The following is a 13,213-nucleotide window of genomic DNA, read 5'->3' as shown; positions in this document are numbered from 1 at the left end:
CCTGCAACCCGTTACCATTCCCTTTTATCACGGGTGCTTATGTCAACCGCTGGCCAACGGTTGTGTGAATTACAGTCCTCATAGTATGTTACCATTCCCTTTTATCACGGGTGCTTATGTCAACTACAATTATTGATAAGGGTGTAATTATTGATAGAATGTTACCATTCCCTTTTATCACGGGTGCTTATGTCAACAGTATTGCAAAATATAAGTTATGATGATGAATTAAATGAGTTACCATTCCCTTTTATCACGGGTGCTTATGTCAACTTCATAGTTTTTACGGCATCCGAATCAAAACCAACGTTACCATTCCCTTTTATCACGGGTGCTTATGTCAACAACTTCGAAACAAAAAAGAAGATGTCTCTTCAAGAGATAAAGGTTACCATTCCCTTTTATCACGGGTGCTTATGTCAACTCAATCACCGTTGACACATGAATGGTATATTACAACGAGTTACCATTCCCTTTTATCACGGGTGCTTATGTCAACTTGTGGATGTGCCTTCAGCCAGAGGTTCATTCTTGAAGGGTTACCATTCCCTTTTATCACGGGTGCTTATGTCAACACTCCTAATACTGGAAAGTATATGTATTATTATGCCAAGGTTACCATTCCCTTTTATCACGGGTGCTTATGTCAACACTTTGGTATGAAGTATGCAAGTTTTGGCTCTCTTGCGTTACCATTCCCTTTTATCACGGGTGCTTATGTCAACACAGGCAACTCAGATTATCCTATTACGGTCCACAGTTGTTACCATTCCCTTTTATCACGGGTGCTTATGTCAACAGATAGAAATTATAAATATAATGGCGGAATACCTTGGAGTTACCATTCCCTTTTATCACGGGTGCTTATGTCAACACAAAAACAGTAAGATATCACACATGGTGAAATCAAGAAGGGTTACCATTCCCTTTTATCACGGGTGCTTATGTCAACAGAGGCCACACGATGATCAGGTGGATGCTCTTTCCGGGGGTTACCATTCCCTTTTATCACGGGTGCTTATGTCAACGATATGAAGAATACCCCTACGCAACAAACAGTTAGGCTGTTACCATTCCCTTTTATCACGGGTGCTTATGTCAACATATTTGTATTAGTTCGTTTGTCAGGCGTGCTATTGAGTTACCATTCCCTTTTATCACGGGTGCTTATGTCAACTATATGTTATCGCACCTTCTTCGGATTTAATTTGAAATGTTACCATTCCCTTTTATCACGGGTGCTTATGTCAACAAACGGCAAAAAACGCAGGATTACTCATGACGATTTCATTAGTTACCATTCCCTTTTATCACGGGTGCTTATGTCAACAGATTTTGAAATTGAGTATAGCCACATAGCAAAGACGTTACCATTCCCTTTTATCACGGGTGCTTATGTCAACATTTTAAACCCGATGACATAATAAAGTATGTATAAGGTGTGTTACCATTCCCTTTTATCACGGGTGCTTATGTCAACCAACAAAGCAAGAATAGAAGACCTGAAAGGTATTAAAGATACGTTACCATTCCCTTTTATCACGGGTGCTTATGTCAACTCACCCTTCTACGCAAGTCTTCATGCAGGAAATACAAACAGTTACCATTCCCTTTTATCACGGGTGCTTATGTCAACGTTTCTATATGGGTGAATGAATGCCCGATTCATAGCATGTTACCATTCCCTTTTATCACGGGTGCTTATGTCAACTAAAAATATTAAGAACAGGGCAATTCCACAATTTGATGTTACCATTCCCTTTTATCACGGGTGCTTATGTCAACCCTATGTTTTTTTCCTTTAAATCCTTTTTGGAGACCTTAGAATACTTCTTTTTGAGGGGGTAGTGTACAGACCTCAATTTGCCAGTACCCTTTAAAAAGGTCTGTACAATCGATAGCAGGAGGCGTCGTGAAAATTAACGCTGTTAACATCAGTAAAACACTATCAAGTGCCATCATCAAAAAAATATTAATATAAAGTCGATGTCCGTTTTAGGTAAGATTTCTATCATTGATGCCTAAAAATGATAATATGTGTGTACAGACCTCCTTTTTGCTCAACCCCTTATAAAGGTCTGTACATCATAATGACAGATGCTTGATTTCCTGAGGCAATGGTTCTAATGTAAGGACATTATTCAGACATTCCCTGCATAAAGGAAATACTGTGATATTATCTGTTTCTGCTAGATTACTGTCAAATAGTAGGGAGGACAATTCATTTATTTTATTCGAAGGAATTTCACCTGCAAAAACACTATATTGAATTCTCATTAAACCATAATATTGAAGAATATCGGCAATCTGTAATCTTGTCCTGTCATTCTCAATATCATATGCCACAACAATATATTTTGAAGGCAGGAACAATCACCTCCTTCTGTACATGAAGGGTTCATACTCATAACCCTCAACAATTGCCTTTTGATACTCGATGGCCTGCAGGTCAATAATGTCCTGGAAAGTCTTCTTTCCATCCCTGTAGATCGTCTCGCTTTCAAGTCTGGAAAAAATCATATTTGCAAAGATTTTCTTGAAACTATTGTCTATCCTGCAAAATCCATCTTCGTTTGAAAAATAATCAAGATGCACCTGATTTCTGCCGATCATGGTAAGTACAACTCTATCTACAACAGGTTGTCTGAATTCTTCAATCAGATCGTACACAAGTCCTTCCTGATTTCTGTAATTCGAATGAAGCACACCACGGTATGGATTCAGTTTGGCTTTGTTAATGGCTGCACGTATTTTTGAATACAGAATACCGTATCCATAACTTAACAACACATTTACAGGATCAGGGGAAGGATGTTTTATTCTGCGTTCGAATTCAAATCTAGCAGGAATAATCAGTTTAAGAGCCTCAAAATATGCATTTGCAGCACTGCCTTCATAACCCATCAGAGAATCAGTATGGGATACGTCATACATCTTATCTATGATATTTTCAATACTGGCAACAAACTCTCCCAGTTCTATATCCCGACTGTTTTGTATCGTTTGCAGTATACTCTTTTTGTTAGTTGCTCCTGCCAGACATATATTTTTAGCAATATCGAGTTTATGAATAGAGTCTATTGAAAGCTGTTTTTCCCATATATTCATATACTGGCAGTATGCATGTGGAAACAGGTACCCGATTGGATTTCCAAAACTATCCATACAAGACAGGCTTACATTATTCTCGAAAAGTAATCTTATGGCACCAGTACTTATGGAATGCTCTCCTGAAAGTATCACATCCTCAAGTTTGGATGGGGTAAAAGATGCTTTTTCAGAATTCTCTCCCTCTTTCCATTCCACCACCAGTGAATTATTATGTTTTTTCAACTTTTTTCCATATCCAGATATATGGAGGGTAGAAGGTGTCGAGGATTTCATATCAGATCAGCAGTTTGGGGATATCAGACCGTCTGGCTAATTGTTTGAATTGCTTTTTGCCAAGGGTACTGGCAATTATTTTTTCAGTCCCATTAAAAAGTACATTGTAATCTTCCCTGGTGATTGGATTCGTACCGTGCGCAAGCAAAGAGCGATTTCTTTTATCTCTAAGATTTTCTCCATTCTCATCTGAACTATTCATACGACCATACATATGTGCAGATGGAACATTGATTACCTGTAATATTGTCATAATATCATTCAACCCAGGAGGTGACCTTGGACTATCAAAATTAGAAATTTCTTTGAACCTGGCAAACAAATCCTCTTTAGTCATACCATGATCTGCTGCAAATTTTTCATAATCAATCTTGTTGATGTCGCAAACGCCTTCCTTTTCCATCAAAAGAGCCGCACACATTTCAAGACAGCGATATAATCTTGCAGTTGCATCGTCATACTTACCTTGAATCGCCCTGCGCTGGGCGTTTTTGAAAATATCCACTATACGAAACTTATCCACGATATTGGTACCAGGTTTCCAGTGATTCTCAATCTCTTCCAGGAACTCAATATTTTGTCTAAGGTCATCTTCGCGTACAAGCCTTATTCCATATCTTTTACAATCTGCACAAATGGATTTTAACCTGTCTGAAAGATAGGATTCGTCTTTTCTCTCCTTTGCACTGGAAGCAAAACTGCTATGTAAAAACCTATCCCAATCACAGTACACCTGAATAAAATCCTGCAGTAAATCCAGTTTCTTACCCAGAGCAAGATCCCTGACTTTTCCTCTTAATTGTTCACATACCTCTGCTGCAGCATCAAAATACCCATTATCGAAATTTGCTTTCAATATCTGCATATCCACATCCCCATAGTAATCATAGGGATTCTCTATATCACAGATCTTGCCTGTAAAAGGAACACTGATACCCATTTTTTCCTCGGCATGCAGATATATCATCGGAATCCTGTAAAAGAAGGCAAATGATCCCACTGCAGTACCCATAATCTTTCTTCCAGCGGTAGGATCAATTCTTACATTCTGTCGATTACCGATTTGCGGAAGTACTTCATTTTTTAATACATTATAATTATGTGCAGCATCCAGATCATCAATCTCTATCTTTTTAAATTCAATATTCAATTTTTTAATATCTGGATCAGCCTGGATTTTGTCAGCCACATGCTCTGAACCCTCGGTATGCAAAAGGATACTTCTTTTGGGTTTAACAGAAATCTGGGATAAAATAATAGGAGCCTCACGCATCCCCACCGTGCATATCAACACGTCACAATTTCCTGTGTATTCTGGAAGATACTTCTTCTCATAGGAAAACAATTCCTTTGATATGGATACCAGCTGGGTCCTATCATCCGAATTTTCAAAATCCGAGATCCTATCCAGTACATATTGGCAATCTGTACTGTCGTTTACCCTATTTTCGATATCTCTTTGATTAACCATCAGAAAGCACTTCCTTAAATCAAATAGGCAACTTATAACTTTGTTCGAGAATAATCAGGTCCTTGAAAATAGAAGGATCACCTGTTTCAACAGAAATTCTGTAATCGTCCCAATCGTCCTCATTTTTGCCTGTCCATATGCCATATATATCGATATGTTCCAGACGTATATGACCGAATATTATTGCCATGCAGTAAAGCAATTCAACAAGCTCTTCCCACTGACACTCGAAGTTAGTGTCATAATTAGATGGCTGTTTCATGTACACAGAACGTATCTTTTCCTCATGTGCCATTGCAGTAAAATCATTATCACCACTTATCAAAAGAAGGTCCACATTACGCTTATCCCTAAAAAATTCATACGATTGAATGATATTATTATCCCCCAGACCCTTCCCATTGATCTCTTCACAATTTAATTGGGCCATCAGATGTTTGTATTCTACTGCACCCAATCGGGCCATACGGGCAGTTTTAGGATGCTGGTTCAGAAAACGTGTAGCCTGTGGATGTAATGCACAGAGTTTGTCGATATCTGATTTTTTATGTTTATTTTCCCATTGATTGCGCAATTCTCTTTTAACGACCTCACTCAGGCAAAAGCCAATGTTTGGAGAATCCGCCAAAGACAATTTGGATAATGTGTTTTGAATTAAAAGGTTGCTTCTGTGACGTAAGGAATTGGTATCGTATCCAATAAAAAGAGGCTTATCACCCTTCAATAAGTTACGTTTGCCTTCATCCTGTAATTCATGTTCAAGTACGGATTCATTTTCCGAATTTAACAGGGATGAGGCATACATACATATTTTAAAGTCATCATGATCAGGAATTTCCCGAGACAAGAAATTATCATTCCGATAGAGACGTAATGCATTACTTCTGCTTGTTCTGAAATATTCTCTGGAAATAGCAGTTATTTCGCATTTTTCGCCAATCCTGATATCCAAAAGATTTCCCAGAGGAGGATAATCCACCTCCAATTGGCTGGAAGTTTCAGATAAAACATTAAGCAAACCAATCAAATATTGTTTTGGTATTATCATTCATCTTCCCCAACCGATGTATTATCATAGAATTCTTTCTTCATATCAATCAAGGCATGGCGATGTTTTGGAATTAAAGGATACGGAGAATTCTGATACCTGTTATCTGATAGATGCATGTAATATACATGATCCACCCCCATCTCCAGTCCAACTTCCATCGATATGGCTGACATATATTTTCGTCCAGGCGTGATATCCACAGCAACCTCATCATTATCACCGATTTCAGAAAGAAGGGAACGATATTTGTTATGAATCATCTGAAAATCAGTTTCTACAATGTCCTCGATGGAGTATAGCGGGTCGATTACACCATATTTTTCAAGAAGTGTGGGGACCCAATTGCCAATAGTGTCCTTCCACTCTTCTTTAAGTTCCCTGTTTGTAAGGAACTTGACATGTTCGGGTACATAACCTTCTTCCCTGCAGGCCGCCCAGATTGTATTGATTACAGCAAACGGGCTCGAACCAATAAAAGCCAACCAGTATTTCATATTTATACCATTAATTCCAGGAACTTGTTTGCCTCAAATTTTTCTGGTAATACTGGATGAAATCTCACAACATTTCGTGAAGATTTTCCTGTTTTGTTGGGATCGGCAACACTTTTTCCTGTAATTGTACATTCTTTTTTCAGGATGTTGCTAATAAGTTCAACTTCGTGCCTTTCAATATTATCAAAAACCATCCAGAGTTTCAGTCTTGTATTTGCAGGAATCATATCGCTAGAGGCAAATTGTTCTAGTGGAAATGCATCGGAGATTAAAATCCTTGAACGATGTTGGTTATTACCCACAGAGGCACCAAACAACTCGTCTATAGTATCTGCATCTTCACCTTTAGAAATCAATGTATGTCGAAGGTAACCCTTGATGGTTGAACCTGGTATTATTGGTACCCCTTGATTGGTTACGGTAGCCTCATCTGCCCCTGGCATCTGGAAATCCTTCGTTGTAATAATCTCATAAGGAACAACCACATTGCCTTCCAATTTATCGGTAGAATAAGCACGATAGTATACATCGAAATCTCTACGACATGTATCCTCACCGTTATCTATATTTTTCAGGTACTTCTTTGCTGCATTACAGAACATAATAGGGTCCATTTGTTCTGTCTTCACCTGAAACAAGGCATCATCATCATTGTCAACACTCTTTTTTGCAACCCTAACCCGATTTACATCTACAAACCCGTTTCCTCTAGATGTCCCTCCTCCAAGACAGCATCTCTTATGGTTGAATTCATTCAGGGCAAGTAATACAAAACCAACTTCCTGCTCGTTTGCATTATCAAGATTAATAGTGACATCAAACGAATTGTTTGCTGTTACAATTTCTTCAAAGCGAGGATTTGCATTTGGTACTTGTCCGTTGCCTTTCTTTCTGGTTTGCATCACATATTCGTGTCCCCTTTTTTTATAGCGGGTTGCACAGTGTGGACGTTCTCCCAGAGCAAGGTTCTGATTTAGTTCATCGGAAAGATGTGCATCCTGTACCCTAATACTGGCACCTTCTTTCTGTGATCCAAATATTGAGCAGGGAATACAATCCTCTTTTCCACAAAGCAAATTGTTATCTCTTTTATTACTTACAGCAATGCAGGATTTGTTTTCATTGAAAGTACGTATTATTCTTTCAACCGTACTTCTCAATACACCTTTAAGGCTGCTGCCTGGTATATACGGGTCGGGTTTTTTTGTCTGGGCATCATAGGATAAGAGTACTGGACTCTGTGAGAGAGAATATGCACCTGCATTCTGTCCACCACCGATACGCAGAGGTGTAACCAGTGTTAACCTGGCAGTTATTTGCCATCGATTTTGAAAGATGCTATAATCGGTCACTATCATCCCTCTTGACAGACATGCTTATCTTCTTTTACATATTTGGACCAGTCAGCAGCAGCATTTGATTTTAAATCCTGATATTCATCAGTCTGTGGAGAATATTCGCTTCCTTCATATTTGCCGTCAAGATAATCCTGTGCTGTAATCAGATTGAGTTTTTCGATTTCAATTTCCACTTCCCCAAATCCTCGGGACACAGCATGACCTATGTTTCCACTGCATGCATTGAAAAAATCGATCAGACCGAGTAATCCACCAAGTTTTGCATGGTCATAGAGATAACCATCCGATTCAATTCCTGTGTTTTCTATTGTTATTGTTCCCTTGAATATTGTACCCCTGGGAACTGCCTCTATATCATATTTGCCACCATCACGGGCTTTCCTTGTCTGGCGGTCAATGGCTACACTATCTCTGATCAATGTCTTTTTATTATCGGCAACTGCATCTTTAATGCGTATCGATGATGCCAAATCTTTGCCTCCGAAAAGGTAGCAAACTGGACACTCATTACAGCCTCCATAACTTTCATTATCAAATACATCACATACTTTAATATCCAGTCCTTTAAGCAATCGCTCCACTTCGGTTCGCATTACACCTTTAAGACTGCTACCTGGTATGATTGGATAACCTTCCGTATTTTTGATTACAGGATTGTCAACCTCTGCAGGTTCAACAGTAGTGTGACCCCCGATATGTAAATCGGATTTCGTAGTGACCTTATACTGCAAAATTGCTCTGTCCACCAGTTTTCTGAACATAATTATCTTCCCCTGGGATTGTTTGATTTCCATTTCATAATTTTGTCAACGATTATGTCAACATCTTTTTCTCTGTCAATAAGGTCAAGTTCGGCATTGACCATGGTGTGAACCCTCTCACGCACTTGCTGATCACTGGCAGACATCCCGAATATATTACAAACCGCATCCATACTCCAGTTACTGTATCCTATAAGATAGCGTATTCTTTCCCTGGCCTTTTCAGGATCAGATTCTTCCCTTTGTATCTTTTGGACTTTGGAGAGCAACATTTGCAAATAGTCACTCAATTTAGCATCAGAACGTGGTAAAAAATAAGACGCACTTTTTGTGAAATGTAATATTGCAGATTGTGGATCTACAAACTCCCGCAGTGCTTCAGGAAGATTTTTCAGTTTGCCCCTGGAAGGAATTTCGTATTTATCTCCTTTTTTATTGGGAGATGGAATTTCCAGCATAAGTTCATACGAATCCAGAACTATACTCCCCAACTCATCTCTATTGAACTCAACAGTCATAATTATCTCCTCCTTTTATCCCTGGAATTACCTTTCCTTCTGTTATCATCTATGAATTGCTTTAAATTACCCGTAATCTTTTCTTTATTTACATATTCACAATCAAGCTCCAGAGCAATTTCATCTATAAATTTATCTTCAGATTTCTTGTAAGCATATTCAAGAATTTTTATATTCCATAATACATATTGTAACAAACGCTGTATATCTTCTACATCTCTTTCAGATATAACTTGAATCAAATTATTCCCAAAGTCCTTATTTTTCTGGCGTTTTGCGCGGATTTCACCCTGAGCCTGGTACTCTTTCTTCCCCTGAGGGGGAGCAGGTGAATATTGATCTATAATATTCTTGATATCGTTAATGTTGCCTGAGTTGCCAGCTGCTACAATTCTGCGAATCTGGTCAGTAGAATACGCTTTAAGTTCTTTTCCAGCTTTCCACATGGCCAGTGTTGCCAGTTCCCAGGCATATTGATTGATTTCGATCAAATTGCTGCTCATAGATGGCCCTCCATGAAATACACGTCACCATATCCACTGTTGATCATCTCCCCGATTCCATAGACTTCCAGAGTTGCCATGACTTCAGGGTCTCCTTCAACCACTGCGCAGCTACCCATTCCAATACAGGGAATGATCTCGGAAACCTTGTTACCTTCCTTAATGGACCAGCCACGTGCAATACCTTCATTGAGTTTCTGTGAACCCTTATCTCCACTCACAATTTTGAAATTTCCCTGAGTGGCGCAAATGTCACAACTTTTAGAAACATATTGTTCGAAATTCTCATCAAAGCCTATAATGGAAGTTTCACCATCCCTGAGAATCATTGGAGAATTAGTAACCATCATTGCATTCTTGAATTGCGAGATATTACTGGCTTTTTCCTGAATCATATCAGATGCAGGAGTTGCATTGAAATTGGAAAATGTCACAGTTCCATATCCACGGGAGCGGAAACCACCCAGTCCCCCAAATATACCAGATTCATTCAATGCTTCTTTCAAACCATCTACATATTCATCTTCAACAATACACTGGAATTCGAATTCTGTACCCTCTACAATACTCTCTATGTTATAGGGAGCAATGTCATCATATGGTCCAGGACTTGTATTACCATCTCGTGTAATCGGACATTTTGTAGAAATCTGTGTATTCACCGAGACGCTTTCAAGTTCCCCTGTTTCAAACGAATCAGCAGTAATAAAGCCTCCATATTTTTTCCCTTCATGCAAACACGGTCTGTCTTCCACTGTATTGGTACACTCTTTTTTGTCAGGTTCAATCATATGACCACATTTTTTGCACCACTTAAATGATACAGGACAGGCTCGTGTGGACTTACCTTTATTAATCGGCAGAGCGTTTTTGAAGAATACTCCAGTTTGACTCATATCCTCATCTTCATTGATGCGAAGGGCGTTGAATAGAGATTTGTTATTATTGTATAGGTAATACCCCACCATTCCCCGTATTGTTCGGCCTGGAATATACTCAAGGGTTTTTGAAAAATTTCCAGTCTTTTTTCCTGTTCCAATATGCAGAGGTGCCAGGTTTTTCAGTGTTGCCGTTAAAACTTTCATTATAAATCTACCTCTGTGCAAAATTGCTCATATTTGATCTCTTTAATTCCAGCAACTTCAAAACTACCCATTCCACGTGACCGTTCACCACCAAGACCATAATGACACATTGAATGCAGGGCACCCCATAGCAATTTATTATCGTCATCACTTAAGTTTCGGATTATGAAATATCCTGAAAAAACAGTGCCTGATGGTACTGCAAAAGTTCGATATAATCCACCACCTGTATTCGAAAGCATATCTCTATCTATAGATACATGCATCCTTGCAGATGTACTCTTATTCCCTTCCGTATAGACAAAATCAGTTACTCGAATTTTACCTTCCGTGTACTTATTATCGTCATTGGGAGTGCCAAATATCCTGCAGACATCACACGTTTCATCAGATAAATCCCTACAGCTTCGAATTTTGCGCTTATTTTCTTCAGATACTTCCTTTTGATCTGGGTCACCCGTAACCCAGCAATTAACATCTTTTAAAGTGCGTATTATCCGTTCTGCCTCTGTTCGCATAACCCCTTTGATATGAGTGGCAGGTATGTATGGCATATCTTCACTGTTTTTCAGATAGTCAATCGTTGAACCGCTGGATTTTCCTGCTGTATGGAAATCACTGGTGGCTTTGAGTGATACTTTCCAAATATTCATTTTATTCCCCCTCCCCATGTAACAGATGAGGTATGATCATACGGGATGCCGAAAGCAGATTGTCATTACATAATGTATCGGCCATCCATTCACAATCATCAATATTTATGCTATCACTTTTACGCTGCACAGATGAATACATGTATTTTATCAGGTTCAAACGTTCATGTTTTGAATTACCGCATGTAACCAGGTCTGAAATGAGAGTTCGAGATTTTTCCCGATAGAAAGCAATAGCAAATATCCTGCTTAACTGTTCAAAATCTTTGAGATTATGAGGGAAAACAAATGAAATATGGTCCTTTCCAGGCATAGCAGAACTTATAGCTGTTACTGACATGGCACCTTTTGGAATTTTGATTATGTTGTAATCATCTGTGCTGGTAGTCTGCCTGAATTTTTTCTTGGCACTGGATTCCATCTCTCTTGCTGCATCCAGCAGGAAATAGATAGGAAAACTGTTATCCGCAATTGCAATTCCACAGGATATGGTTACGGTAGGATTCTCAAATGTAGTGGTATCATAGAATTTCTTTTTAAACATGAACTCTTCAGATACATTTTCAATCAAATGACTTGCAAACTGGATTACAGCTTTTGCATTCATGAGAATCAGTACATCATCTCCACCCGCATAGAGTACATCGATTCCAAGATAGTCAATACCTTCTTTTCGATGCTTTACCAGGTTGAGATTCTCTTCTTGATCAAGAAAAGTGGTTATTGAATCTTCCAGTATTTTGTCGAATTTGGTCTTGAAGGTGTGACTCTTATAGGTATACTCTGCAGGTGTACTTGTCTGCTGGAATAATCTCCCCATCATGTTACCATCGATTACCAGTGCACCGATCGATTCACCAAGATGAGAAAGCTCTGTGGGTATGGAACAATCATGAGTATTCTTGATATATTTGTTGAAAAGACGACACTTCGCCAATTTGCCTTTTTCTTCTTTCTCCTTGCATACCTTGCAAGAACCACCACTTGATGCTTCAGGTCTTTTGGCACAATACCGACATGTCTTTTTCGTATTCTTTATGGGCTGTCTGGATCTTGTCTCATTCTTCCTGGTTTCAAGTTCATTCTGCGATTTTTCCAGAGTATCATTGAACTGCCCCGCAACGTTTGCAAGTTCTTCTTCAAAGGTAATTACCGCAACCTGCAATCCGTCGTTTGATATATCTTTTACCTTATTTTCTATAGTTTCCTTTAATTCTTTTCTATACATTTCAGTTGCTGGAATGAATGAGAGAAGATTGCCTCCTCCCCAGAAAAGGACTGCTTCAGGGCATACTTTATGTGCAATTACGTCTTTTGCTGCTTCAAGAACTTTGTCTACAAAGTAACTTCCACCCCTCAACATATTGAGTTTATCTGCTTCACCTATGAACCCTTGAATGCCCATTACATCAAGAGAAAGAATACCGATGTTGCCCGATATAGGATATGTTTTCCCGAGATATTTTACAGGCCCTCCATAGCATACAGAATCATAGAACAGTTGAGCAGAGTTTGCTGTTGGGTCTTTGATTTCAACCTTGCAATCAATTGTGCTTCCATTACCCAGTACAGTGGTATGATTCTTTTCCAGACATTTCAGATTCCCTGCATCACAGTTGATCTCATGAGGAAATATTTTATCCTTGCTTTCAAGATGAAGATTTCCGTTTTCCAGATTACTGTCAATTTCATTGATCCTGTCTGCAGCTGAAGCCACTGTATCTGCTTTGCTGAGCAATCGTTCCAGTTTTGTGGAGGTATCTCTTGAATGATGCTGTGCTGCAAGTTTTGGAACGATTTTATTCAATTCATATTTTTCAACAAGATTAGAACTGGTATTTTCAAGTATGTGTTCCAGAATTTCTCTTGTTTGAGTGGTATGATGAGAATATGGTCCATACCTTACCTTTTTACTTGATGAGCGCGGTTTTCCAA

The 13,213-nt window shown here is 38.8% G+C and carries 12 protein-coding genes and 1 CRISPR repeat array (1 of these 13 cut by a window edge); all 12 genes read right to left on the bottom strand.

From position 1 onward, the window contains the following. A CRISPR array of direct repeats spans window positions 1–1,785; the repeat unit is 37 nt; unit sequence GTTACCATTCCCTTTTATCACGGGTGCTTATGTCAAC; it reaches 811 nt to the left of the window's first position. Window positions 1,786–2,085: 300 nt separating this feature from the next. Beyond that, window positions 2,086–2,373 carry a CRISPR-associated endonuclease Cas2 gene (gene cas2, locus A9957_RS02865; RefSeq protein WP_181079351.1) on the bottom strand — a complete coding sequence of 96 codons (288 nt, stop codon included), beginning with the start codon at window positions 2,371–2,373 and terminating at the stop codon, window positions 2,086–2,088. Further along, on the bottom strand, window positions 2,374–3,384 hold the full coding sequence (gene cas1, locus A9957_RS02860; protein ID WP_292343121.1) for a CRISPR-associated endonuclease Cas1: 1,011 nt from the start codon (window positions 3,382–3,384) through the stop codon (window positions 2,374–2,376). It abuts the gene before it with no gap. Window position 3,385: 1 nt separating this feature from the next. Beyond that, window positions 3,386–4,855 carry a TIGR02710 family CRISPR-associated CARF protein gene (locus A9957_RS02855; protein ID WP_096712449.1) on the bottom strand — a complete coding sequence of 490 codons (1,470 nt, stop codon included), beginning with the start codon at window positions 4,853–4,855 and terminating at the stop codon, window positions 3,386–3,388. Window positions 4,856–4,874: 19 nt separating this feature from the next. Further along, window positions 4,875–5,903, bottom strand: a complete 1,029-nt coding sequence (locus A9957_RS02850; RefSeq protein WP_128754636.1) for a hypothetical protein — start codon at window positions 5,901–5,903, stop codon at window positions 4,875–4,877. Beyond that, on the bottom strand, window positions 5,900–6,400 hold the full coding sequence (locus A9957_RS02845) for a hypothetical protein (RefSeq protein ID WP_292343119.1): 501 nt from the start codon (window positions 6,398–6,400) through the stop codon (window positions 5,900–5,902). Before A9957_RS02845 ends, A9957_RS02850 begins: the two co-directional genes overlap by 4 nt. A gap of 2 nt (window positions 6,401–6,402) precedes the next feature. Beyond that, a complete protein-coding gene (locus A9957_RS02840; protein ID WP_164909074.1) occupies window positions 6,403–7,752 on the bottom strand; it encodes an RAMP superfamily CRISPR-associated protein in 1,350 nt (449 codons plus the stop codon). Window positions 7,753–7,754: 2 nt separating this feature from the next. Further along, window positions 7,755–8,519 (bottom strand): CRISPR-associated RAMP protein Csx7, encoded by a 765-nt coding sequence (csx7, locus tag A9957_RS02835; RefSeq protein WP_164909073.1) that lies wholly within the window; start codon window positions 8,517–8,519, stop codon window positions 7,755–7,757. Window positions 8,520–8,521: 2 nt separating this feature from the next. Continuing rightward, window positions 8,522–9,037 carry a hypothetical protein gene (locus tag A9957_RS02830; RefSeq protein WP_292343117.1) on the bottom strand — a complete coding sequence of 172 codons (516 nt, stop codon included), beginning with the start codon at window positions 9,035–9,037 and terminating at the stop codon, window positions 8,522–8,524. 2 nt (window positions 9,038–9,039) lie between these two features. Beyond that, entirely contained in the window at window positions 9,040–9,540 is a 501-nt protein-coding gene (locus A9957_RS02825) for a hypothetical protein (protein ID WP_096712443.1), read from the bottom strand. Beyond that, a complete protein-coding gene (locus tag A9957_RS02820; protein WP_096712442.1) occupies window positions 9,537–10,625 on the bottom strand; it encodes an RAMP superfamily CRISPR-associated protein in 1,089 nt (362 codons plus the stop codon). The genes A9957_RS02825 and A9957_RS02820 overlap by 4 nt, the downstream gene beginning before the upstream one ends. Further along, window positions 10,625–11,278 (bottom strand): RAMP superfamily CRISPR-associated protein, encoded by a 654-nt coding sequence (locus A9957_RS02815; RefSeq protein WP_165868986.1) that lies wholly within the window; start codon window positions 11,276–11,278, stop codon window positions 10,625–10,627. The genes A9957_RS02820 and A9957_RS02815 overlap by 1 nt, the downstream gene beginning before the upstream one ends. A gap of 1 nt (window position 11,279) precedes the next feature. Further along, window positions 11,280–13,213: hypothetical protein (locus tag A9957_RS02810; protein WP_292343115.1), on the bottom strand; the 1,934-nt coding region annotated here is incomplete at its 5' end.

The organism is Methanohalophilus sp. DAL1 (assembly GCF_001683555.1).
In the GTDB taxonomy this organism is placed as follows: Archaea; Halobacteriota; Methanosarcinia; order Methanosarcinales; family Methanosarcinaceae; genus Methanohalophilus; species Methanohalophilus euhalobius.
The sequence above is the reverse complement of the archived record's forward strand: the minus strand, read 5'-3'. Positions and strand labels throughout refer to the sequence as shown.